Origin of the sequence: Sphingopyxis sp. OAS728, from assembly GCF_014873485.1 — a bacterium.
Lineage (GTDB): Bacteria > Pseudomonadota > Alphaproteobacteria > Sphingomonadales > Sphingomonadaceae > Sphingopyxis.
In genome coordinates, this window is sequence record NZ_JADBDT010000001.1 from 4,089,083 (window position 1) to 4,111,049 (window position 21,967).

The window sequence follows — 21,967 nt, forward strand, 5'->3', positions numbered from 1 at the left end:
TCGAAAAAGCGCAGTTCCCCCATTCTTCGTCACCCCGGACTTGATCCGGGGTCCCGCTTCCGTCGATGCGTCGCATGGATCCCGGATCCAGTCCGGGATGACGAAAGGGAAGCCAAAAACGCGAATCGCGAGTGAAGTTGCGGAGAAATCCGCCACTTCTTTAACGCGCTTCAGCGCAGCTTGGCACACCCCAGCGCGGCTGCATCGATCGCGGTTGCGGCGCCGCGCAGGCGATAGGTGTCGGCGATGGCGCGGCCGTTCGCGGTACCGCTCTCGATGCTCATGCTCGGCGCCGATCGCATTGCGGCGACGATCGCGGCATCCATCCTTGGGTCGCTGGCCCAGCCGTGCGCGCCATTGCCGGTCAGGATGAAGCGGCGGCTGCCGATTGTCAGCCGCAGTTCGCGCCCGGGCGCACGCTCCTTCGACAGGCGCACGTAAAATTGTCCGCGGATGCGCGACTTCGGCCAATATCCGACGCTGGCATAGGCCTTGATCTGGGGTTTGCCGATTGTCGCCGACGGTGCGGCAAGCGCATAGCAGCGCGGGCTGGCGGGATCGCGAAACGCGCCCCATCCGTCGAAAATGCCGAGCGCGGTCGGGCCGGCGGCGAGCGCCGCGGCCGGGGCGGTCACCAAAATCAGGAAAAGGGAGGCCCAGCGCCGCATCGCGCCTCGTTCGCGCGATTGGGGATGCTTTGCAAGCATGGCTTGCACGCGCCGCCCCGTACGTTAAGGAAGGTGGACATTTTCAGGGGCCAGAATCGGGGCACGAATCGCCTCCGATGGTCTGTCCCTCAGGGACTTTTCCCGCGAAGCACAGGGATGGCGGATACAGAATGAAAGCGACGATCGAACGCGCAGTGTTGTTGAAGAGCCTCGGCCACGTCCAGTCGGTGGTCGAACGGCGCAATACGATCCCGATCCTCTCGAACGTATTGATCGAAGCCGACGCGTCGGGCCAGCTCAAGCTGATGGCGACCGACCTCGACTTGCAGGTCGTCGAAACCATCGCAGCCAAGGTCGAAACGCCGGGCACCACCACCGTGTCGGCGCACACGCTGTTTGAAATCGCCCGCAAGCTGCCCGAGGGCGCCGAGGTCAGCCTCGCCGCGGCCGAGGGCAAGATGCAGGTCAAGGCCGGCCGCTCGAACTTCAACCTGCCGACGCTGCCGCGCGACGATTTCCCGGTGATCGCCGAGGGCGACCTGCCGACCAATTTCGAGCTGCCCGTCGCCGAGTTGATCCAGATCATCGACAAGACGCGCTTTGCGATCTCGACCGAGGAAACGCGCTATTATCTGAACGGCATCTTCCTGCATGTCGCCGAGGATGCGACGGGTCCAGTGCTGAAGGCCGCGGCGACCGACGGCCACCGTCTCGCGCGCTACACGGTCACGCGCCCCGACGGCGCCTCGTCGATGCCCGACGTCATTGTGCCGCGCAAATGCGTCACCGAAATCCGCAAGCTCCTCGACGAAGCCGAGGGCAATGTCGAAATTAGCTTGTCGGCCAGCAAGGTCCGCTTCCAGCTTGGCAACGCGATCCTGACCTCGAAGCTGATCGACGGTACCTTCCCAGACTATAGCCGCGTCATCCCGACCGCGAACGACAAGCTGCTCAAGGTCGATCCGAAGAGCCTCTATCAGGGCGTCGACCGCGTCTCGACGATCGCCAGCGAAAAGACCCGCGCGGTCAAGGTCGGCCTCGACAAGGATCGCATCACGCTCAGCGTGACGAGCCCCGAAAACGGCACCGCCGCCGAAGAAGTCGCCGCCGCCTACGACAGCGACACGATGGAAATCGGCTTCAACGCCCGCTACCTCAGCGACATCCTCGGCCAGGTCGACGGCGACACGGTGGAACTCCACCTCGCCGACGCCAACGCGCCGACGCTGATCCGCGAAAGCGAAAAGAGCCCGGCGCTCTATGTGCTGATGCCTATGCGGGTCTAGGACGGCCGCTACAGCGCCAAACGAAAAAGGCCCCGCGATTGCGGGGCCTTTTCTTATCCGGCCTTCGCGACCCGCCAGATCACGCCGCCGGTGTCGTCGGCAACCAGCGCGCTGCCGTCCTTCGCGACCTTGACGTCGGCCGGACGGCCGCGGGTGGTCTTGCCGTCCTTGCCGAGGAACTGGTCGAGCAAGGTGACCGGCAGCGCGTCGACCGGCTTGCCGTTGGCGCCGAACTTGACGAACACGACGTCATAACCCGTGACGGGCTCGCGGTTCCACGATCCGTGGCGGGCAATCAGCGCGCCATTCGCCCAGCGATCGCCAAGATCGAGCCCCTGCGTGAAGGTGAAGCCGAGCGGCGCGGTATGCGCGCCGAGGCCATATTCGGGGCGCTTGACGTACTGGCGGCGATCCTCGGCCTCGGGCTCGACGCGCGGGTCGACATAGCCGCCCCAATAATACCAGGGCCAGCCATAGAAATCGCCTTCGGTGACGTCGGTCAGATAGTCGGGGACAAGGTCGCTGCCGAGCATGTCGCGCTCATTGACCACGGTCCACAGCCGATCGCTACCGGGATAGAAGTTGAGGCCGACGGGATTGCGGATGCCCGCCGCGAAGGTGCGGATATATTTATTCTCGGGGCGCACCTCGATCACACTGGCGCGGCGAAACTCGCGGTTCATCCCGGCTTCGCCGATGTTGGAATCGGCACCGACCCCGATGTAGAGCCAGCCGTTGGGGGCGACCGCAAGGCTCTTGGTCCAGTGGCGGTTGGTGCCCTTTGCCGGCAGGTCGACAAGCTTGGTCGGCTTGCCGCTCATCTTCGTCTCGCCCGCCACATAGGGAAAGGCGACCAGCGCGTCGGTGTTCGCAACATAGAGCGTGCTCCCGACCAGCGCCATGCCATAGGGCGAGTTGAGGCCGGTGATGTATGCAGTCTTTACTTCGGCCTTGCCGTCGCCGTCGGCGTCGCGGAGCAGGGTGATCCGGTTTGCCGAGGGCTTGCGGCCCGCGCCGCCCTTGCCCATCAGGCTTTTCATCACCGCGCCCTGCACGCCGCCGTCCTTGCGCGGCGGGCTCTGCGATTCCGCAACGAGCACGTCGCCGTTCGGGAGCACCAGCATCGTGCGCGGATGGTCGAGCCCTTCGGCAAAGCGCGCCACCGCCAGCCCCTGCGCCGCGCGTGGGGCCTGGCCCGCAGGCCAGCTCGTTGCCTCGGGCACATTCACCGTCGGGAAGGTCTCGGTCTTCTGCGACGCCATCACCGGCACCCGCCCGCTGAGTTCGGCGGTCGAGAAGCGCGCCACGTCGGGGCGCGACATGATGTAGAATGTGATGCCACCGGCGATCAGCAGCAGCAACAGGGCGAGGGCGGCATATTTCAGGATCTTGCGCATGACGCCTGTCTACACGGGCGAAGCGCGGCGTCAAAGGGAGTTGCATCGGCGCGTGAAGGGTTAACCGGCAGCGGCAGATAATTAACCTTACCCGATCGTTCATCACGGTTGGGAACGGCGCGGTGAGAGGGCCGGATGTAGAAGGATTGCTCTACGGAACGGACCAGAAATAAGATGCACCTGCCAGCACCCTTTCTCACCGACCGCGATGCGGTCGAGGATGCTCACGCTCTGATCTGCATGCATGGCGAAGAGGCCGGTTTCGCCGCCGCGGCGCGGGCCGAGCAATATCGCGTGCTCGGCAACCACGTCCATTTCGCACGCTGGCGTCAGATCGAACGCCTAATCACCTATTTGTCGGTCGAGGACATTCTCGACACGGTGCATTGATCGCCTAGATTCGCAGGCCCGCGGTTTCGGGCAATCCCGCCATGATATTGAGGTTCTGGACGCAAGCGCCGCTCGCGCCCTTGCCGAGATTGTCGAGCCGCGCGACGAGACGGATTTGGCGTCCGCTCGGGTCGGCAAAGAGCATGAGCTCCATCCGGTCGGTGGCCTCGTCCTTCTGGCTGAGCAGCAATTCGCTTTCCTCGCCGCGGCGGACCGACACCAGCGGCGAGCCGTCGAAATGCGTGGCAAGCGCATCGAATGCCGCATCGGCGGTCGGTGCGTCGAAGCTCAGCGGCACCTCGACCAGCATCCCGCGATAGACCGGAACGACCGCCGGTGCGAACAGCGGCGGATGCGTCAGGCCCGCGCCCTGCTGCATTTCGGGCACATGCTTGTGATTGAGCGACAGGCCATAGCTGCGAAAACCGATATCGGTCTCGGCCTCGAAGCGTGCGATCAACTCTTTGCCGCCGCCCGAATAGCCCGACACGGCATTGATGCTGAGCCGCGCGTCGGCCGGTACGATGCCCGCGGCGACCAGCGGCGCGACGAGCGCGAGAAAGCCGGTCGGATAGCAGCCCGGATTGCTGACGCGTGTCGAGGCGGCGATCGCTTCGCGCTGGCCCGCATTCAGTTCGGGGAAGCCATAGGCCCAGTCCGGCGCGACACGGTGCGCGGTCGAGGCGTCGATGACCTTCGTGCGCTCGTTGTTGATCATCGCGACCGCCTCGATCGCCGCAGCGTCGGGCAGGCAGAGGATGACGAAATCTGCGCCGTTCAGAGCCTCGGCCCGACGTTTGGTGTCCTTGCGTTCGGCATCGGGGAGGGTGAGCAGTGAATACTCGTCCCGCCCGGCGAGCCGCTCGGCGATTTCGAGGCCCGTCGTTCCCGCCGCGCCGTCGATGAAAACCGTCTGTGTCATGATATTTACCGCAATCGTTTATAGCCGGTGACCGGCACATCATTCCCTTTCGCCGCCGAACGCGCGATCACGTCGGCCAGCGGTTCGCTGTTCACCGCCATCCATCGTCGGCTGGCGTGGATGATGGTCTGGCCGTCGGCCATGATGCCGACATGCCCGGGAAAGAAGACAAGGTCGCCGCGCGCTAGTTCCGTCGGATCGACATCCTTGTCGGCACCCAGCGAAGCAAGCTGCAGGTCGCTATCGCGCGGCAACTGGACGCCGGCTGCGCCCCACACCAGCTGGACGAGGCCCGAACAGTCGATGCCCTTCGCGGTGCGGCCGCCCCAGACATAGGGTGTGCCGATCATCTGTTCGGCGAGTTCGGCCGGGTCGCTGACCTGCGTCCCGACCTCGACCAGCGACGCGAGCGGCAAATAGCCGTGCGAGGTCGCGAGCCATTTGCCCTCGGGCTCGCCCATCACCAGCGCACCGCGCGGCAGGACGGCGGGGCCGCCGCTTGCGGCGTCGGGCGCGCTGTGCAGCATCGCCTCGATCATCGCGACGCGGTGCGTCGGCGCGATCGGCGCAGCGAGCGCTTCGGCGGCGAGATAGCCGACATAATGGTCGGCTAGGCAGTACCCCCACGCCCAACCACCGGTGAGATCGAGCAGCGCAAAGCCTTCGCCGAACAGCAATTCGCTCGTCTGGTCGGCGTCGACCGAGGGTGAGGCGCGTAGCGATGCCGCAGGCAGCACGCCGCTCTGCATCATCGGCGCGGCATAATGCGGTGCGAAATGCGTTCCCGCGACGGCGATATCGGCCAGATCGGGGCGGATCGCAACGACGCGCGGGTCGAAGCTCTGCGACGTGCCGGTCAGACCAAAGCGATCGCGGCCCGCGCCAGCGGCGCCGGGACGTCCCATGCGCACGCGGTTTGCCGCAATATTATCGCCACTTTCTGCTGTCACTTGCCGTCCTGTAAAAAGCTGGGTTCCGCGCGCGGCGGACAATCGCGCGCCATTAGACCAGCAGACCCTGCTTTATCAAGAATGTTCAGTTTTTCCCACGCCGGTCGTAGCGCGCCTGCAACATCGCCCACGCGGCGCGAAGCCCGAGCGCGGCGCCGCCCTTCGGGCGTCCCGGTTTTGCCGAGGGGCGCCATGCGAAGGTATCGAGATGCGCCCACAGGGTGCCTTCGGGAACGAAGCGCTTCAGGAACAGCGCGGCCGTGATCGATCCGGCAAAAGCGGAACTGCCCGCATTGCCAAGGTCCGCGATGTCGGTTTCGAGCAGGTCGGCATAGCCGTCCCACAGCGGCATCCGCCACAGCGGATCGTCGCGCTCGATCCCAGCCGCCAGCATCGCGTCAGCGAGCGCGTCGTCATTTGCGAATAGCGGCGGAAGGTCGGGGCCGAGCGCGACGCGCGCGGCGCCGGTCAATGTCGCGAAATCGACGATCAGTTCGGGTTTGCCTTCGCCCGCCTTCGCCAGCGCATCGCCCAGCACCAACCGTCCCTCGGCATCGGTATTCCCGATCTCGACCGTCAGCCCCTTGCGGCTCTTAAGGACGTCGCCGGGACGAAAGGCGTCCGACGAGATGGCATTTTCGGCCGCGGCGACGAGGCAGTGCAGCCGTACCGGCAGCCCGCTCGCCATGATCAGCTCAGCGAGCGCCAGTACGTGCGCCGCGCCGCCCATATCCTTCTTCATCAGCCGCATGCCCGCTGCGGGCTTGATGTCGAGCCCGCCGCTGTCGAAGCTGATTCCCTTGCCGACCAGCGCGATGTGCGGATGGCTATCCTTGCCCCATTCGATTTCGATCAACCGCGGCGCGTGATGCTTCGCCGCCGCACGCCCGACCGCATGGATCATCGGATAACCCTGTTCGAGCGCCTCGCCCTTGGTCACGGTCAGCTTGCCGCCATGCGCCTTGGCGATACGCTCGGCCGCCTTCTCCATTGCCGCGGGGCCCATGTCGGCGGCGGGCGTGTTGACGAGGTCGCGGACGAGCGCGGTCGCGCGCATCTCGGCGACCATCGGCGCGATCGCGCCGACGTCCGTCGTCAGCAAAACGCGCGGACCCTTGACGGGCGGGTTCGTTTTATAGGTGTCGAAACGATATTGCGCGCTCATCCATCCGAACAGCGCCTTGCCGGGCTGCTGGCCTTCCACCCGGTAGCGGCCTTCGGGCAGGATCTGCGCAAGCTTGGCGAGGCACCAAGCCGACAGGCTCTCGACCTTCGCGACGGTCGTGACGACCGCCCATTTTTCGGGATCGTCGCCGGGCAGGATCGCGTGGACGAAGGCATCGGGTTTGAAACCGACCGCGGCAAGATGCGCGCGTTCGCGGGCGCTCCGCCCCTTCAGCCACTCGTCATAGCCCTTTTTGTCGACGAGGTGGATCGGGCGCGCGTCCTGCCCCTTGTCGGGCTGGATCAAGTCGGAATAGTCGGTCATGCACGCGGTGCTAGGCCGCTCGGGATATTTTGTCGATTCCCGGCGTTATGTCGACATGACGACTGAAACGCTCTGGCGAAATGCCACTTCCGTTCTTGCCGGTGCGCTGCTGCTGGCGGGCTGTTCCGACGACAAGCCGACGAAGGCGGACAAGGTCGCCGCCGCGTCGGTATCCGGCGCCCCTTCCGGGGCGGCCGCCGACGAAGCCGCGAAGGGTGCGCCCGCGTCGAACGTCACCGAGAAGACGGACCTGATCGAATTCGACTACGCTTATCCTAAAGAAGCCGCCCAAATCGCCGAGCTCGCAAAGGCGCTCGACAGCGACCGGGCGACGAAACGCGAGGCGCTCGTCGCGGCGGCGGAGCGCGACAAGGCGGCGGCCGAGAAGGGCGAATTTCCGTATCGCGCGCACAGTCATCGCCAAATTTGGCAACGCGTGACCAACACGCCGCGCTTCCTCAGCCTCTCGGCCGAGATCGAAACCTATGCTGGCGGCGCGCATGGGATGCAGACGTTCGATACGCTGATCTGGGACCGCAACCGACGCAAGCAGATGAAGCCGCTCGACCTGTTCACGAGCAGCGAAGCTTTCGATGCTGCGATCCGTGAACCCTTCTGTGCGGCGATCAAGCGCGCAAAGGCCGCCAAAGGCATTGTGGCGGACGAGGCGCCCGACAGCGTCTTTGCCAAATGCCCGCCCGCGTCGGCCCAGACGGTGTGGCTCGGTTCGGCGGATGGCCGATATCTCGACCGCATGACCATCGCCATCGCCCCCTATGAGATCGGTCCCTATGCGGAGGGTTCGTACAAGATTAACGTCCCGGTCACTGGCGCGCTCGTCCGGGTCGTAAAAGACGAATACGCGCGCGATTTTCTTCCGATCAATTAGGGGAAGAACACGCAGCGAACCGCTCCGGGAGCTGACCCGGCTGGCAGCCCTCCTCGAACTGGATTGTCGTCGCGGAATCCGGCATCTTCACTCTGGGCAAGGCAGGGGGAGAGAATGGATGCGTCGGTTTTATCGGGTCGGTTGGGCGGCGGTATTGGTCGCGGCGCTTGGCGGTTGCAGCTTTCAGGCGGCGCTCGACAAGATGGTGTCGCCCGAGCGGCAGAAGGAGCTGGTCGCGATCGGCGAGCGTTTCTGTACCGATCCCGCCAGCATGACGAGCCAGCTGCATCCCGAAATCGCGTCGTCGGCGGCGGACGCCGTGCCGATGTTGCCGCGAGAGTGCCCGGACGGGAAAGCGACCTGGCAACTCGCCTCCTATAACTGGAAGACCAACGTCACACCGGGACTCAAGGAACGGCAGGAAGAGGTGGTCGTGGTCGGCACGGGCAAAGGGAAATGGACGACCGTGTCGCTCCGCTTCTATGCGCAGAACGACGCGCCCATGCAGATCACCGAGTGGAATGTACTTGGCAGTGCGACCAAGCCGCCCGCGCTCGAATTCATCGAACAATATGAGACGGGCGCCAAGGCGCTGCGGATCGGTGGTCCGATTGCGCTGCTCGCGGTCGGTGGGCTGATCTTCTGGTTGGTCCGGCGGCGGCGCGCCAAGCGCGCCGCCTGACGGTTACTCTGCAGCCTCAAGCTCCGCCGGTGCAGCCGCAGCCGCCGCGCGCGCATTGCTGAACGTCAGCACGCCGTCGGCAATCGCGCCCGTCCGCATGTCGATCCGGTCCTGCACATAATTCTGGCTGAGCCGCCACGGTAGCGCGACCGTGCTCTTGGGCATGATGTGCAGCGACCGCTGGATATAGCCCGACGAGAAATCGAAGACATTTTCCTCTTCAAGGCTCGACGGGTCGGCGAGCGCGGGCGTCGCGACGGTCGTCCCGGTATCGCGCATATGGTTGAGCACGCGGCAGACATATTCGGACACGATGTCGGCGCGCAGCGTCCAACTGGCGTTGAGATAACCGAACACCGCCGAGAAGTTCGGCACGTTCGAGAACATGCACGCCTTGTAATAGAAATGGTCGTGCCAATCGACCGGGGCGCCGTTGACGCGAACCGGGATCTTGCCCGCGACCGCGAGCTTGAGGCCCGTTGCAGTGACGATGATGTCGGCGTCGAGATGCTTGCCCGATTTGAGCTGGATGCCCGTCGCATCGAACTTCTCGATATGATCGGTCACGACGGAGGCCTTGTCGGCCTTCATCGCTTCGAAGAAATCGGCATCGGGGACGAGGCACAGGCGCTGGTCCCACGGATTATAGGGCGGGGTAAAGGCCTTGGCGTCATAACGGTCGCCGAGGCTCGCCTGCAGCTTCTTCGTCAGGAATTCCTTGACCTTCTCGGGCTTTTCGCGCGCGCGGCGAAAGGCGATGTCCTGCAGCCGGACATTCTTGAACCGCGTGATCTTGTACGCGAGCCCCTCGGGCAAGAATTTGCGGAGGAAGTTCGCGAAGCCGTCCTTGGCCGGCCGAATGAAATACCAGGTCGGCGTGCGCTGGAGCATCGTGACGTGCGCGGCCTCCTTCATCGAGGGCACGATCGTCACTGCGGTCGCGCCCGATCCGATCACGACGACCTTCTTGCCCTTGTAGTCGAGATCCTTCGGCCAGAATTGCGGGTGGATGATCTGGCCCTGGAAATCTTCGCGGCCCGCAAATTGCGCGTCGAAGGGCTCATCATAGTCATAATAGCCCGATCCGAGGTAGAGCCAGCGCGCGGTCGTCGTCGACCGTCCGCCCTTGCTGTCCTCCATCGTCACCGTCCAGCGCGCCGCGGCGCTGTCCCAGTCGGCGCCGACGACCTTGCTGTCGAAACGGATGCGTTCGCGGATATGGCGTTCGTCAACGATGCGGTTCAGATATTCGAGGATCGACGGGCCGTCGGCGATCGATTTTTCATGCTTCCACGGTTCGAAAACGAAGCCGAGCGTGTGCATGTCGCTGTCCGAACGGATGCCCGGGTACCGGAAGAGGTCCCATGTGCCGCCGAGCTGTTCGCGGCGCTCGACGAGCGCGAAGCTGCGGTCGGGGCAGTTCATCTGCAAATGTACGGCCATGCCGATGCCCGAAATGCCCGCACCGACGATCAGCACATCCTGATCGACCGGTGCAGCCTTCGTGTCTGCGGGGCGTTCCATCGTCGCCGTGCCTGCCATACGCTCGTCTCCCATTTGTCTTTGGGCGCAGCTTACGCACCGCGTTGCATTTTGCAATCGAATTGACAGCGATGAAAGTATGGGTGTGAGGGGCCGCCTCCCTTGTCGCTGTCACATTATTGTCATAGGGGCGAAACCCAATTGTCACCATTCAGCCATGATGCCGCATCAACTATAGGAAAGGATTGATCTTCATGCGCCAGATCGCGGTTCTTCCCTATCGATTCGGCGGCCCGGCGCAGGATGGCCCGACCGAAATCCTGCTGATCACCTCGCGCGAGACGAAACGCTGGGTGGTGCCGAAGGGCAATCCGCTGACCGGCATCACGCGGCACGCCGCCGCTGCGATCGAGGCGGAGGAAGAGGCAGGGGTGATCGGTGCGGTCTGCCCGACGCCGATCGGCAGCTATGAATATCGCAAGCGCCGCGCGAATGGCGCGGCGATCAAATATGATGTCGAAGTTTTCCCGCTGGCCGTCACGAACGAGCTCAGCGACTGGAAGGAAATGGACGAACGCGACCGCAAATGGTTCTCGTTCCGCGATGCCGCATCGGCCGTGGAAGAGCCCGATTTGCAGGCGCTGATCCGCTCGTTCGGTGACGGCGGTTTTCGCGCCGTCGCGCAGCCGCGGAGCGTCGTCCACAATGTAGCAGACAAGACAGGGGTTAGCTGGATGTTCGCATGGTTTCAGCGTTTGCTGCCGCGACAGGGAAATTTCTTCGAACTGTTCGAAAGCCACGCCGCGACGCTCGTCGCCGGCGCCAACGCGCTCTCACGCATGCTGCAGGGCGGTGAGGGCATGGCCGACCATGTTCAGGAAATCATCGAGCGCGAACATGATGCCGACGCGATCACCCGCGAAGTCTTGCAGACCGTTCGCCGCACCTTCCTGACCCCGTTCGACCGTAGCGCAATCACCGACCTCATCGCTTCGATGGACGATGCGATCGACGAGATGCAGAAGACTGCGGGCGCGGTCGACCTTTACGACGTCACCGAGTTCGAGCCCGAGATGCGCGACATCGGCGGCATCATCGTTGATGCTGCGCGGCTGACCGCCGAGGCGTTGCCGCTGCTCCGCAACATCGGCGCCAACGGCCCGCGTCTCCACGAACTCACCGAGCGACTGGTGCGCATGGAGGGCCATGCCGACGAAATCCACGCCGCCGGGCTGAAGCGCCTGTTCCGCGAGCATGGCGAGGCGAACCCGACGCGCTTCCTGATCGCACGCGAACTCTTCCGCCATCTCGAACGCGTCACCGACAGTTTCGAGGATGTTGCGAACGAAATCGACGGCCTCGTCATCGACCACGCATAAGCGGGGCGCGAACCATGCACGAACTCGCTTTTCCGCTTCTCGTCGGCCTCGTCATCCTCGCGCTGGCGTTCGACTTCCTGAACGGCCTGCACGACGCGGCGAACAGCATCGCGACCGTCGTCGCGACGCGGCTGCTGCGGCCGGTACAGGCGGTGCTGTTCGCCGCCTTCTTCAACTTTGCCGCTTATTTCCTGTCGATCATCTTCCCCGAACTGCACAAGGTTGCCGAGACGATCGGCAAGGGGATTATCGACAAGGATCTGGTAACCCCGGCGGTCGTGTTCGGCGCGCTCGTCGGCGCAATGTTCTGGAACGTCGTCACTTGGCTGAAGGGCATCCCGTCCTCGTCGAGCCACGCGCTCGTTGGCGGAATCGTCGGTGCCGGCGTTGCGCATGCAGGGTTTGAGGGGATCGAATGGACCGGGCTCAACAAGACCGTCATCGCGATCTTCCTGTCGCCGATGCTGGGCATGCTGCTCGCGATGATCGTCATGCTGGTCAGCAGCTGGGCGCTGCGCCGCGCGACTGCGAGCTTCGCCGAAAAAACCTTCCGCCACCTCCATCTCTTTTCGTCTGCCGCCTATTCGCTCAGCCACGGGCTTAACGACGCGCAAAAGACGATGGGGATCATCACCGTCCTCCTCTATTCGACCGGCTATCTCGGCGGCGAATTCCATGTCCCGCACTGGGTGGCGTTCAGCTGCTACATCGCGATTGCGCTCGGTACGCTATCGGGCGGGTGGAAGATCATCGAGACGATGGGGGGGCGCATCACCAAGCTGTCGCACCATCAGGGCTTTGCGGCGTCGACCGGCGGGTCGATCATGGTTTTCACCGCCAGCCTGCTCGGCATCCCGGTGTCGACGACGCACACGATCACCGGCAGCATCATCGGCGCCGGCGTCGCGCGCCGCGCGAGCGCGGTGCGCTGGGGCGTCGCGGGCAATGTCGTCGCGGCATGGTTCATCACCATCCCGGCGAGCGCGATCGTCGCGGCTGCCTTTTATGGGATTACGCGCCTCTTCTGATTAGCGCGCCGGACGATAATCGACGCTCGCACCGCCGACCATCCGCACGGGCAGATAGAGGCCATTGCCATAGGCTTTGATCTCGCCGGTTTCGAAGCCGTCGACGCGGGTACGGATGACGAAGGCGCCTTCGCGTCGCTGGTTCACCGCCCGCTTGATCTTGCCCTGCAGCTCGTCGAGGTCGCGCGTAAAATTCTGGGTCAGCGCCTCGGCGATCAACGGCGCGAAACCCTCGCTGCGGCCGAGAAGGATCAGAAGGTCGCCGCCGACGCCGTCGGTGTCGCCGTTGATGACGAGGTCGTCGAAATGCACCTCGGCCGAACCGGGCTTGTTCGCCGGGATCGCGGTCATCCAGATGCGGCCGCGCGTCGGTTCGCCCGACCGTAGTTCCAGCTTTGCTTCGACGTCGACGCCGACTGCGATCCGTCCGCCTTCGGCACCATAGATTGTCGACTTACCGAACTTCACCATCATCGGGCCCAACTTTGGCAGTACGAACGGCCGTAGCGACCGTTTGGCGAGCGCGCGGTCGACGACAGGCTGGAGCTGCGCATAGTCGGCGATCACCGGTACGCGCACGTCCAGATGCGGTTTCGGGGTTTCGCGGACGAGGCGCGGCAGCGGGGTCGGCGCGGGATCGGTCGGGCGGCCCGAGACGAAGGTTTCGGTGATCGCCTCCAGCCCGAGATTGAGATTGATCCGCCGTCCGTCGACCCGATATCCGCCATAAAGGATGCGCTGCGGCGTCACGCGCATCCACACCGGCGGATTTTCCCGGTTGAGTTCGAGCGATGTGAAGCTCTGCCGCCACACATCGGCCGCCTGTTTGCGGATGTCGATCTTAGCGATCTCGCGGTTCACCTCGCGCTCCACGCCCGCGACAACGGGCTTCAGCTTCGCGTCGGCCTGATCGGTGAAGGTGATCCGCCGTCCGAGGAAATCGATACCCGGCGCCTTGGTCCAGCCATAGCTGATGCGCGCCTTGCCCTGCGTGCGCCAGTCGGGGGTGAGTTCGATGCGGACGCGCGCATGTGCCATCGCCGCGCCGGTCGCGGTCTCGCCCTTCAGCACCCCGCCGACGTCGCGGGCGGCGATCGTCGCGCGAAGCGGCACATCGACAACGATCTCGCTCCCTTCGCCGCGCAGCCGTAGCGGCCCACGCGTTACCTGGCCGACGATCGTGCAGGCGATTGGCGGCGTCACCTTGACCTTCTTGCCGAAGACCTTGACCCGCTGCGGCTGGACGCACGCGCGTTCGCGCTGGTTGATCGTCCACAGCGTTTTCGGGACCGCGCGTTCGAGTGCCTGCTTGAGCGAGGCGGTATTGGCGTTGATCGGCACCGCGATGAGCGATTTCTGCGTCGGTGAAGGCGCCTTGTCGGTCGCGCGCGGCGGGGCTTCGACCGCAGTCTGGCGGTCACAAGCGGCGAGCGATCCGATCAACAGCAGTGCGGCGAATGCCCTGGCATGCATAGGTACGGCCCCTGTTCGATGTCCCTAGGTAACATCGAACGGGTAATACCGTTCCAATATTGTGCCTTAGCCCGCGACTGCGCCGAACAGGTCATGCTCGTCGGCGTCCTCGATCTCGACGTCGACAATGTCGCCGGCTTTCAGCGTAGCCGCAACGTCGCGCAGATAGACATGACCGTCGATCTCCGGCGCGTCCGCTTGGCTGCGGCCGGTCGCGCCGATGCTGCCGTCCTCGTCGGCCTCGCCGACCTCGTCGATGATCACCGGAAGTGTGCGGCCGATCTTGGCTTCGAGCTTGGCGGCGCTGATGGCGGCGGTCTTGTCCATGATGCGCTGGTAACGCTCTTCCTTGACCTCTTCGGGCACCGGATTGTCGAGCGCATTCGCCTGTGCCCCCGCGACGGGTTCGAAGCGGAAGGCGCCGACGCGGTCGAGCTGCGCTTCGTCGAGCCAGTCGAGGAGATACTGGAAATCCTCTTCGGTCTCGCCGGGGAAGCCGACGACGAAGCTCGAGCGGATCGAGATGTCGGGGGCGATCGCGCGCCAGCTCTTCAGCCGTTCGAGCACCTTCGCTTCGTTGGCCGGGCGCTTCATGCGTTTGAGGACGCTGGGCGCCGCGTGCTGGAAGGGGATGTCCAGATAAGGCGTCAGCAGTCCCTCGGCCATCAGCGGGATCACCGCGTCGACGTGCGGGTAGGGGTAGACATAGTGGAGGCGCGTCCACGGCGCGCGGCCTTCGCTGGTGCGGAGCTGGCCGAGTTCGCGTGCGAGGTCGGTCATGTGCGCGCGCACCTCGCGGCCGTGCCACGGGCGCGGGTCGTGCCTGATGTCGACGCCGTAAGCCGAGGTGTCCTGGCTGATGACCAAAAGTTCCTTCGTGCCGGCGGCGACGAGCTTTTCGGCCTCGCGCAGCACCGCGTCGATGCGGCGGCTGACGAGCTTACCGCGCAGATCGGGGATGATGCAGAAGGAGCAGCTATGGTTGCAGCCTTCGGAAATCTTGAGGTAGCTATAGTGGCGCGGCGTGAGCTTCAGCCCGCCCTCGGGAACGAGGTCGATGAACGGCCCCTGCGTCGGCGGCGCGGCGTCGTGGACGGCGTCGACGACCTGTTCGTACTGATGCGCGCCGGTGACCGCGAGCACGTTCGGGAAGCGCGCGCGAATGACCTCGGCCTCATTGCCCATGCAGCCGGTGACGATGACGCGGCCATTTTCGGCCATCGCTTCGCCGATCGCCTCAAGGCTTTCTTCCTTCGCCGAGTCGAGGAAGCCGCAGGTGTTGACGAGCACGACGTCGGCGCCCGCATAATCGGGCGACAGGCCATAGCCGTCGGCGCGGAGTTTGGTCAGAATCCGTTCGCTGTCGACCAGCGCCTTGGGGCAGCCGAGCGAAACCATGCCGACCTTCGGCTGGGTGGGGAGGGTTTTGACTGTCATGATTGGCGGGGCGCATAGGCGATTTTTTGCACTTTGTCACCCTTGCCGTATCCCTGCGAAGGCAGGGATCCATCTCCCGACGTTTCAACACGGCACTGACCGGAGATGGGCCCCTGCCTTCGCAGGGGCACGCGCTACTCTTTCCCCGCAAGCGTATTCGCGACGATCCGCCACACGCGCGGGTTGATGCCGAGCCCCAGATGCGTGCTGTCGACCTTTATGTTTCGCGCCTGCGGATTGTAGATGTCGACGGCGATGTCGGGACCCACGATGCCGTCGCGATCGGAATAGATGACGGTGAGCGGCTGAGTCAGGCCCTTGAGGTTGCGCGCATGGATCTCGCGCTCGATCGCATCGAAATCGCGCCCCGCGAAGCGCTGCGCGAGCGCGGTATATTTGGGGCCGCCTATTATAGGTGTGCCCATCGTGATGATCTCGCGGACGAGGTGCGGATAGGCGCGCGCGGTTTCGCGGGCGATGACGCCGCCGAGGCTCCAGCCGATCAGGGTGAGCGGGGCGCCGTCGGCCTTGACCCATTCGGCCGCCTGCGCCGCGAAACGTTCGACGTCGGCGGCGACGCGGCCGTTGTTGCGCCCCATACCCCAGTCGCGGACATGATAGCCGAGGTGGCGCAAATAGGCCTCGAGCGGGCGCATTGACAGTTCGCTAGCGCCATAGCCGGGGAGCAGGGCGATCGCGCGCCCATCGCCACGCGGCGCGCCGATCAGATGATAGCCCGACAGGCCGTAGCGCAGCATGTCGAGCGGCAGCGCGAGCTCGCCGAGCGTCGCGAGCCGGCTCGGCGGTTTCAGTCCCTCGGGAAGCGGTGTGTCGCGGGGCATCGCCTTCTCCCTGTCGTCCGCCTATAGCTCGCCGCATCGGCACGGCATTGCAAGGGTGGTGAAGATGATTGGCGTATTTGCGGCGATTTCGGCGGCGGTAGCGGTAGCGGCGGGCGCGTTCGGCGCGCATGGCGCGTCGGGGCCGCAGGAGGCCGAGTGGCTGCGGACGGGCGGGCTGTACCAGCTGATCCACGCAGTCGCGGCGCTCGCGATCATGGGCGTGGCGCGCGGTCCGGCGGTCACGCTGCTCGCCGGCGCGGCCATTTTTTCCGTCACCCTCTACGCGATGGCATTCGGCGCGCCGCGCTGGTTCGGAGCGATCACGCCGATCGGCGGGACGCTGCTGATCGTCGGCTGGCTCTGGGCCGGCTGGATCTACTGGCGCGGTTAACCGCCGGGCACGCTCGCTTCGCATTCCTCGCAGCGAACAACCTCGACGATCTGGTCGCCATGTTCGAGGCGCTGTGCCTCGGGCTCCCAGAAACCATAAGGCTTGCCGGCGCGATAGATGCGCAGCCCGCGTCCGCCGCTCGCGAGCTGGTCGATGCTGCGCCCGACTTCTTCGCCGCCGACGACGCGCTCGCGCAGCTGGACGCGGCCGCCGACGCTGGCGAGGTCGGCCATATAATCCGCGACATGCGCGCCCTGCGCCGAGCCGGCGAGCAGCAGGCCGGTAAAGCTGACGGGATTGATGACGTTGTTCGCGCCCGCCTGCCGCGCGAGCAATTCATTGTCCTGCGCGCGGATCACGACGCTGATCGGGACGTGCGGCGCGAGGTGGCGCACGGTGAGCACCATGAGGATCGATGTGTCGTCGCGCCCGGCCGAGACAAGGACCGAATGCGCCTTGTCGATCCGGACGTCGATCAATGTGTCGTCGTTCGACGCGTCGCCCTGAAGGACATTGCAACCCATCGCTTCCGCCGCCTGGACGCGCGGGCCCGATTGGTCGATCACGACGATGCACGCAGGGTCGGTGCCGCGCGCGATGAGTTCGCGGACCGCCTCCGCGCCGCTGGTGCCGTAACCGAGCACGACATAATGGTCGGTGAGCTTTGCCTGGATACGGGCCATGCGCCATTTTTCCCATGTGCGTTTGAGGACGAAATTATAGGCGGTGCCGACGAAAATGAAGAGCACCATGATGCGGATCGGCGTGACGATCACCGCCTCGATGAGCCGCGAGCGGTCGGACACCGGCGCGATGTCGCCAAAGCCCGTCGTGGTGACCGAGATCATCGTGAAATAGACGACGTCGAGGAAGCTGATCTGGCCGTCGTGGCTGTCCTTCAGCCCCGCGCGGTCGATCCAGTGGACGAGCACGACGATCGCGATGAGGAAGAAGGCGACGCTGAGCCGCGTGATGACGTCGGCCCAGATCGGCCAATTGCTTGCGCGTTTCAGCGGGCGGAAGATGTGCGGCATCTTCAGTCTGTCTGACGGGCCTTTGCTCATCGGGGCGGCAGTTGCTTCATCGGATCGACGGGTATGCGATTTTTGCGCAACTGGAAATGGAGTTGCGACGTCTGGACCTGACCGGTGGCACCGGCGCGGCCGATGACGTCGCCGATGCGGACGCTCTGCCCGCGCTTCACGTCGATGCGCCCGGCATGGCCATAGGCGCTGACCCAGCCGCCGCCATGGTTGATCAGGATCAGCCCGCCATAGGTGCCGACCTGGTCGCCGGCATAGGCGACGACCCCTCCCGCGGCCGCGCGGATCGGGGTGCCGGCGGCGGCGGCGATATTGATTCCGTCGCTGACCCGGTCCGACGCGAGCGGGCCGAAACGCGCAAGGATCGGCCCGTTGAGTGGCCATTCGAAGCGGCCGGCGAACGTCGCGGGCTCGGCGATTGCGGTAGTGACGGGTTGGCGCGGTGTGGCGCTGCCCGCCGTCGGACGATCGGCTTCGGCAAGCGCGGGCTGGCTGCCGGTCAATATGTCGTCGATGTCGAGGCGGAAGGCGGCGGCACGGGCGCCGACATCGACCGGACCGCGCGGAACGGGACGTGCGTCGTTGGGCAGGCGGAGGCGCTGACCGACGCGCAGGATATAGGGCTCGGTCAGCGCATTGATCGTGATGATCTCGCCCCATTCGGCGCCATAGGCGGCCGATGCCGATCCCGGTCTCACCCGCGCCGACGCGGTGATAGAGGCCGGCGGGGACGCGCAGTTCCTGGCCGAAACGCAATGTATGGGGCGGCAGGAGGTCGTTTTCGATCGCGAGCGCCCCGGACCCCACGCCGGTCTTCTCGCCGACGGCGCGCAGCGTGTCGCCGGGGCGGACGGCATAGACGCCTGAAGCGATGCGCACTGCGTTGGTGTCGACGGGTCTGAGCGTCCATGTCGGGCGTTCGAAGTCCGGCGCATGCTGCACGGGCAGTGCCGGTAGCGCGGGCCGCGGCGGCGGTGCCTGTGTCGCCGGAATGCAGCCGGCGAGCGATGCGGCGCACAGTAAGGCCGCGATATGATATCGGAAATCCCCCATGGCCCCCTTTGCCAAAGCAAAGCGGCGGTGGCTAGACTTCTGTCTCGTTACGGTACGTTATTTGGATTTTTAGCCGCCGTAGGCGCCGCGCAGTGCCGCCAGTGACGCATCATGTGTCAGGTCGAGCTGGAGCGGGGTGACCGAGATATAATTATCGTCGATCGCCTCGAGGTCGCTGTCGTGGCCGAGGCTGTGCTCGATGCCGTGGAGCCCGAACCAGTAATAACGATAACCGCGCGGGTCGGTGCCCTCGACGATCGAGCCGCGGCCATAATCGTGGAAACCCTGGCGGGTGACGCGGATGCCCTGCACCTCTTCGGCGGCGATCGCGGGGAAGTTGATGTTGATCAACGTGCGCGGCGCCATTTCCATGTCGAGCAGCGGGCGCAGCACCTTGGCGCCCCACGCCGCGGCAGCTTCGAACGGCACGCTGTCGCCCATGCCTTCCTTGGCATAAACCTGGCTGAGCGCGATCGACGGGATGCCCGCGAGCGCGCCCTCGATCGCCGCCGAGACGGTGCCCGAATAGGTCACATCGTCGCCGAGGTTGGCGCCGCGGTTGACGCCCGACAGGATCAGGTCGGGCTTTTCGGGCATCAGCTTGCCGATCGCCATCATCACCGAATCGGTCGGGGTGCCGCTGCACGACCAGCGGCGTTCTTCGTGCTGGCGGATACGCACCGGGCGCGAGAGGGTGAGCGAGTGGCCGGCGCCCGACTGTTCCTCGGCGGGGGCGCAGACCCAGATATCGTCGGTCAGTTCGCGCGCGATCGCCTCGAGTACCGCCATGCCGGGGGCGTGATAGCCGTCGTCGTTGGTGAGGAGGATGCGCACGTTTCTGTCTCTCTTTCTTCGTCATGCCGGGCTTGACCCGGCATCCATTCGGCGGTGGCGTCGTGGACCCCGGATCAAGTCGAACGAGCCACTTGTCTCGTTCGAGGGTGACGGGTTTAAGTGGCTGGCGTCAGCTTGGTGATCCCGCCCATATACGGCACCAACGCCGCCGGAATGGTGACGCTGCCGTCGGCCTGCTGGTAATTTTCGAGGATCGCGACGAGCGTGCGGCCCACGGCAAGCCCCGAGCCGTTCAGCGTATGCACGAACTCGTTGCTCTTGGCGCCTTCGCGGCGGAAGCGCGCGTTCATGCGCCGCGCCTGGAAATCGCCGCAGGTCGAACAGCTCGAAATCTCGCGGTACGCGTTCTGCCCGGGCAGCCAGACTTCGAGGTCATAGGTCTTGCGCGCCGAGAAACCCATGTCGCCGCTGCACAGCAGCATCTTGCGATACGGCAGTTCGAGCGCCTCGAGGATCGTTTCGGCGGCGCGCGTCTTGCGTTCGAGTTCGGCATCGCTGTCCTCGGGGCGGACGATCGAGACGAGCTCGACCTTCCAGAACTGGTGCTGGCGGATATAGCCGCGTGTGTCGCGCCCCGCCGACCCGGCTTCGGAGCGGAAGCAGGGGGTGAGCGCGGTCATGCGGACCGGCAGCTCGGCCTCGGGCAGGATTTCCTCGCGCACCGCGTTGGTCAGGCTCATCTCCGACGTCGAGATCAGCCAGCGGCCGTCGGTGGTCTGGAACAGATCCTCGCGGAATTTCGGAAGCTGCGTCGTGCCGTACGCGGCTTCGTCGCGGACCATCAGCGGGGTCGCGCATTCGGTGTAGCCCGCGTCATTGGTCTGCTTGTCGAGCATGAACTGGCCGAGCGCGCGTTCGAGCCGTGCCATCTGGCCCTTCAGGAAGGCGAAGCGCGCGCCGGCCATCTTCGCCGCGGTCTCGAAATCGAGACCGAGCGCGGGGGCGAAATCGGCATGTTCCTGCGGCGCGAAGTCGAAGCTGCGCGGGGTGCCCCAGCGTGCGATCTCGACATTGCCTTCCTCGTCCTCGCCCATGGGGACGTCATCGAGCGGGATGTTCGGGATCGCGGCGAGCATGTCCTGCAGCGCGGCAAGCTGTTCGCGCTCGGCATCTTCCTTGGCGGGAAGGGCGGTCTTGAGGTCGGCGACCTCGGCCTTCAGCGCCTCGGCCTTGTCCTTGTCGCCCTGCGCCATCGCCTGGCCGATCAGCTTCGACGCCTCGTTGCGGCGCGCGAGCGAGCCCTGGATCTCCGTTTGCAACGCGCGCAGCGACACGTCGGCCGCCACGATCTGTGCGGACAGGGGTTCGAGACCGCGGCGCGCGAGGCCGGCGTCGAACGCTTCGGGATTTTCCCGGATCAGGCGGATATCGTGCATGCGCCGCGCTATGGCGTTGCCGCCCGCGCGGCGCAAGTCCGTCTTAGCGTTCGACCAACGCCGCCAACTGGCCGATCGCCGTGCCCCAGCCTTCGTAGAAACCCATCTCGTCATGCTTTGCGCTGTCTTCGGGCGTCTTGTGGAGCACGCGTGCCGAATAGAGGGTGCCGCCATCCCGTGCTTCGAAGGTCAGGATCGCGGTCAGTGCGAGCCATGGCTCGACGGGCTGCCAGCCTTCGGTGAGCACGGTCGTGAAGACGAGCTTCTTTTCCGGGATCGCTTCCAGAAAGCAGCCGTCGACATGCGGCTGGAAATCGCCCGCGCCGTTTTCGCGCATCCGCGTGACGAAGCCGCCGCCCGGGCGGAGGTCGAGCGTGACGACCTGGCATTCGATCGGCGCGGGGATCCACCATTTCGCCAGATTCTCGGGCACGCTCCACGCGTTCCACACGGCTGACGGCGGGGCAGCGATCAGGCGCGAGATGGTGAGGGTCGTGTCGTCGGTCATGATTTTTGCTCCGGGGGTGTTTGCGATTCGACGAAGTCGGCGAGGCGATCGGTGCGCCCCTGCCAGATCGCGCGTTGCTGCGAGAGCCAGCCCTCAGCGGCCGCAAGCCGTTCGGTGTCGACACGGCAGGTGCGGACGCGGCCGTGCTTTTCGGTGCGGATCAGGCCCGACCCTTCGAGCACCGACAGATGTTTGAGGAAGGCGGGGAGGCCCATCTCGAACGGTTCGGACAGTTGCTTAACCGGCGCGGCGCCTTTCAGCAGGCGGCTGACAACCGCGCGGCGAGTCGGATCGGCGAGCGCATGGAAGAGCGAATCGAGTGCGACTTGTTGGTTCACCATATAGCGAACTATGATGAATAGTTTTCCATATAGCAAACTGATTTATCGTCGGGAATAAAAAAGGGCCGCCCCGAAGGGCAGCCCTT

General features: G+C 65.1%; 22 protein-coding genes. 7 read left to right on the forward strand and 15 right to left on the reverse strand.

The window, feature by feature from the left end; all coding sequences use genetic code 11:
• Nucleotides 1-170: 170 nt before the first annotated feature.
• Nucleotides 171-668, reverse strand: coding sequence for a hypothetical protein (locus GGC65_RS19305; protein ID WP_192648645.1), 498 nt, complete (start codon nucleotides 666-668; stop codon nucleotides 171-173).
• Nucleotides 669-838: 170 nt separating this feature from the next.
• Between GGC65_RS19305 and dnaN the strand changes: the two genes are divergently transcribed.
• Nucleotides 839-1,954, forward strand: a complete 1,116-nt coding sequence (gene dnaN, locus GGC65_RS19310) for a DNA polymerase III subunit beta (protein WP_192648646.1) — start codon at nucleotides 839-841, stop codon at nucleotides 1,952-1,954.
• 53 nt (nucleotides 1,955-2,007) lie between these two features.
• Here dnaN and GGC65_RS19315 read toward each other — a convergent pair whose 3' ends face one another.
• Nucleotides 2,008-3,351, reverse strand: a complete 1,344-nt coding sequence (locus tag GGC65_RS19315) for a PQQ-dependent sugar dehydrogenase (RefSeq protein WP_192648647.1) — start codon at nucleotides 3,349-3,351, stop codon at nucleotides 2,008-2,010.
• 174 nt (nucleotides 3,352-3,525) lie between these two features.
• On the opposite strand from GGC65_RS19315, the gene GGC65_RS19320 reads away from it, so the two are divergent.
• On the forward strand, nucleotides 3,526-3,741 hold the full coding sequence (locus GGC65_RS19320) for a hypothetical protein (RefSeq protein ID WP_192648648.1): 216 nt from the start codon (nucleotides 3,526-3,528) through the stop codon (nucleotides 3,739-3,741).
• Nucleotides 3,742-3,745: 4 nt separating this feature from the next.
• On the opposite strand, the gene argC is transcribed toward GGC65_RS19320, so the two are convergent.
• The 3 genes from argC to GGC65_RS19335 form a co-directional block, all read right to left on the reverse strand.
• Entirely contained in the window at nucleotides 3,746-4,663 is a 918-nt protein-coding gene (gene argC, locus GGC65_RS19325) for an N-acetyl-gamma-glutamyl-phosphate reductase (protein ID WP_192648649.1), read from the reverse strand.
• Between the two features lie 5 nt (nucleotides 4,664-4,668).
• On the reverse strand, nucleotides 4,669-5,613 hold the full coding sequence (locus tag GGC65_RS19330) for a C40 family peptidase (protein WP_318780196.1): 945 nt from the start codon (nucleotides 5,611-5,613) through the stop codon (nucleotides 4,669-4,671).
• Between the two features lie 85 nt (nucleotides 5,614-5,698).
• Nucleotides 5,699-7,102: a leucyl aminopeptidase family protein gene (locus tag GGC65_RS19335; RefSeq protein ID WP_192648650.1), complete on the reverse strand. Its 1,404-nt coding sequence runs from the start codon at nucleotides 7,100-7,102 to the stop codon at nucleotides 5,699-5,701.
• A gap of 55 nt (nucleotides 7,103-7,157) precedes the next feature.
• On the opposite strand from GGC65_RS19335, the gene GGC65_RS19340 reads away from it, so the two are divergent.
• Together GGC65_RS19340 and GGC65_RS19345 are read left to right on the forward strand one after the other, a co-directional pair.
• Entirely contained in the window at nucleotides 7,158-7,991 is an 834-nt protein-coding gene (locus GGC65_RS19340; protein WP_192648651.1) for a DUF4163 domain-containing protein, read from the forward strand.
• A 118-nt stretch (nucleotides 7,992-8,109) separates the two neighbouring features.
• Nucleotides 8,110-8,673: a hypothetical protein gene (locus GGC65_RS19345; protein WP_192648652.1), complete on the forward strand. Its 564-nt coding sequence runs from the start codon at nucleotides 8,110-8,112 to the stop codon at nucleotides 8,671-8,673.
• 3 nt (nucleotides 8,674-8,676) lie between these two features.
• Here the strand turns inward: GGC65_RS19345 and GGC65_RS19350 are convergent, their stop codons facing one another.
• Entirely contained in the window at nucleotides 8,677-10,230 is a 1,554-nt protein-coding gene (locus GGC65_RS19350; protein WP_413052741.1) for a flavin-containing monooxygenase, read from the reverse strand.
• Nucleotides 10,231-10,409: 179 nt separating this feature from the next.
• Here GGC65_RS19350 and GGC65_RS19355 point away from each other — a divergent pair, with 179 nt between their 5' ends.
• Both GGC65_RS19355 and GGC65_RS19360 read left to right on the forward strand, forming a co-directional pair.
• On the forward strand, nucleotides 10,410-11,534 hold the full coding sequence (locus tag GGC65_RS19355) for a DUF47 family protein (protein ID WP_192648653.1): 1,125 nt from the start codon (nucleotides 10,410-10,412) through the stop codon (nucleotides 11,532-11,534).
• 14 nt (nucleotides 11,535-11,548) lie between these two features.
• On the forward strand, nucleotides 11,549-12,562 hold the full coding sequence (locus GGC65_RS19360; protein WP_192648654.1) for an inorganic phosphate transporter: 1,014 nt from the start codon (nucleotides 11,549-11,551) through the stop codon (nucleotides 12,560-12,562).
• Here the strand turns inward: GGC65_RS19360 and GGC65_RS19365 are convergent, their stop codons facing one another.
• From GGC65_RS19365 to GGC65_RS19375, 3 genes are all read right to left on the reverse strand, one after another.
• Nucleotides 12,563-14,035, reverse strand: coding sequence for a DUF4403 family protein (locus tag GGC65_RS19365; RefSeq protein WP_192648655.1), 1,473 nt, complete (start codon nucleotides 14,033-14,035; stop codon nucleotides 12,563-12,565). It lies immediately after the preceding gene.
• A 66-nt stretch (nucleotides 14,036-14,101) separates the two neighbouring features.
• On the reverse strand, nucleotides 14,102-15,472 hold the full coding sequence (gene rimO, locus GGC65_RS19370) for a 30S ribosomal protein S12 methylthiotransferase RimO (protein ID WP_192648656.1): 1,371 nt from the start codon (nucleotides 15,470-15,472) through the stop codon (nucleotides 14,102-14,104).
• 134 nt (nucleotides 15,473-15,606) lie between these two features.
• Nucleotides 15,607-16,314 (reverse strand): esterase/lipase family protein, encoded by a 708-nt coding sequence (locus GGC65_RS19375; RefSeq protein WP_192648657.1) that lies wholly within the window; start codon nucleotides 16,312-16,314, stop codon nucleotides 15,607-15,609.
• Nucleotides 16,315-16,378: 64 nt separating this feature from the next.
• Between GGC65_RS19375 and GGC65_RS19380 the strand changes: the two genes are divergently transcribed.
• Nucleotides 16,379-16,705 carry a DUF423 domain-containing protein gene (locus GGC65_RS19380; RefSeq protein ID WP_192648658.1) on the forward strand — a complete coding sequence of 109 codons (327 nt, stop codon included), beginning with the start codon at nucleotides 16,379-16,381 and terminating at the stop codon, nucleotides 16,703-16,705.
• On the opposite strand, the gene GGC65_RS19385 is transcribed toward GGC65_RS19380, so the two are convergent.
• The 6 genes from GGC65_RS19385 to GGC65_RS19410 all read right to left on the reverse strand — a co-directional run bounded on the left by GGC65_RS19385 (nucleotide 16,702) and on the right by GGC65_RS19410 (nucleotide 21,881).
• Nucleotides 16,702-17,739, reverse strand: coding sequence for a potassium channel family protein (locus GGC65_RS19385; RefSeq protein WP_225940916.1), 1,038 nt, complete (start codon nucleotides 17,737-17,739; stop codon nucleotides 16,702-16,704). The two genes, GGC65_RS19380 and GGC65_RS19385, sit on opposite strands and share 4 nt — an antisense overlap.
• A gap of 26 nt (nucleotides 17,740-17,765) precedes the next feature.
• A complete protein-coding gene (locus tag GGC65_RS19390; RefSeq protein ID WP_192648660.1) occupies nucleotides 17,766-18,446 on the reverse strand; it encodes a murein hydrolase activator EnvC family protein in 681 nt (226 codons plus the stop codon).
• 424 nt (nucleotides 18,447-18,870) lie between these two features.
• Complete coding sequence (gene surE, locus GGC65_RS19395; protein WP_192648661.1) at nucleotides 18,871-19,635, reverse strand: 5'/3'-nucleotidase SurE; 765 nt, start codon at nucleotides 19,633-19,635, stop codon at nucleotides 18,871-18,873.
• 116 nt (nucleotides 19,636-19,751) lie between these two features.
• Nucleotides 19,752-21,032, reverse strand: coding sequence for a serine--tRNA ligase (gene serS / locus GGC65_RS19400; RefSeq protein ID WP_192648662.1), 1,281 nt, complete (start codon nucleotides 21,030-21,032; stop codon nucleotides 19,752-19,754).
• Nucleotides 21,033-21,075: 43 nt separating this feature from the next.
• Nucleotides 21,076-21,540 (reverse strand): SRPBCC domain-containing protein, encoded by a 465-nt coding sequence (locus tag GGC65_RS19405; protein WP_192648663.1) that lies wholly within the window; start codon nucleotides 21,538-21,540, stop codon nucleotides 21,076-21,078.
• Entirely contained in the window at nucleotides 21,537-21,881 is a 345-nt protein-coding gene (locus GGC65_RS19410) for an ArsR/SmtB family transcription factor (protein WP_192648664.1), read from the reverse strand. Before GGC65_RS19410 ends, GGC65_RS19405 begins: the two co-directional genes overlap by 4 nt.
• Nucleotides 21,882-21,967: the final 86 nt, after the last annotated feature.

Coding starts and splice junctions, on each gene's coding strand:
- GGC65_RS19305 (WP_192648645.1), bottom strand. CDS start 668: ATGCGGCGCTGGGCCTCCCTTTTCCTGATTTTGGTGACCGCCCCGGCC.
- dnaN (WP_192648646.1), top strand. CDS start 839: ATGAAAGCGACGATCGAACGCGCAGTGTTGTTGAAGAGCCTCGGCCAC.
- GGC65_RS19315 (WP_192648647.1), bottom strand. CDS start 3,351: ATGCGCAAGATCCTGAAATATGCCGCCCTCGCCCTGTTGCTGCTGCTG.
- GGC65_RS19320 (WP_192648648.1), top strand. CDS start 3,526: ATGCACCTGCCAGCACCCTTTCTCACCGACCGCGATGCGGTCGAGGAT.
- argC (WP_192648649.1), bottom strand. CDS start 4,663: ATGACACAGACGGTTTTCATCGACGGCGCGGCGGGAACGACGGGCCTC.
- GGC65_RS19335 (WP_192648650.1), bottom strand. CDS start 7,102: ATGACCGACTATTCCGACTTGATCCAGCCCGACAAGGGGCAGGACGCG.
- GGC65_RS19340 (WP_192648651.1), top strand. CDS start 7,158: ATGACGACTGAAACGCTCTGGCGAAATGCCACTTCCGTTCTTGCCGGT.
- GGC65_RS19345 (WP_192648652.1), top strand. CDS start 8,110: ATGCGTCGGTTTTATCGGGTCGGTTGGGCGGCGGTATTGGTCGCGGCG.
- GGC65_RS19350 (WP_413052741.1), bottom strand. CDS start 10,230: ATGGGAGACGAGCGTATGGCAGGCACGGCGACGATGGAACGCCCCGCA.
- GGC65_RS19355 (WP_192648653.1), top strand. CDS start 10,410: ATGCGCCAGATCGCGGTTCTTCCCTATCGATTCGGCGGCCCGGCGCAG.
- GGC65_RS19360 (WP_192648654.1), top strand. CDS start 11,549: ATGCACGAACTCGCTTTTCCGCTTCTCGTCGGCCTCGTCATCCTCGCG.
- GGC65_RS19365 (WP_192648655.1), bottom strand. CDS start 14,035: ATGCATGCCAGGGCATTCGCCGCACTGCTGTTGATCGGATCGCTCGCC.
- rimO (WP_192648656.1), bottom strand. CDS start 15,472: ATGACAGTCAAAACCCTCCCCACCCAGCCGAAGGTCGGCATGGTTTCG.
- GGC65_RS19375 (WP_192648657.1), bottom strand. CDS start 16,314: ATGCCCCGCGACACACCGCTTCCCGAGGGACTGAAACCGCCGAGCCGG.
- GGC65_RS19380 (WP_192648658.1), top strand. CDS start 16,379: ATGATTGGCGTATTTGCGGCGATTTCGGCGGCGGTAGCGGTAGCGGCG.
- GGC65_RS19385 (WP_225940916.1), bottom strand. CDS start 17,739: ATGCCGCACATCTTCCGCCCGCTGAAACGCGCAAGCAATTGGCCGATC.
- serS (WP_192648662.1), bottom strand. CDS start 21,032: ATGCACGATATCCGCCTGATCCGGGAAAATCCCGAAGCGTTCGACGCC.
- GGC65_RS19405 (WP_192648663.1), bottom strand. CDS start 21,540: ATGACCGACGACACGACCCTCACCATCTCGCGCCTGATCGCTGCCCCG.
- GGC65_RS19410 (WP_192648664.1), bottom strand. CDS start 21,881: ATGGTGAACCAACAAGTCGCACTCGATTCGCTCTTCCATGCGCTCGCC.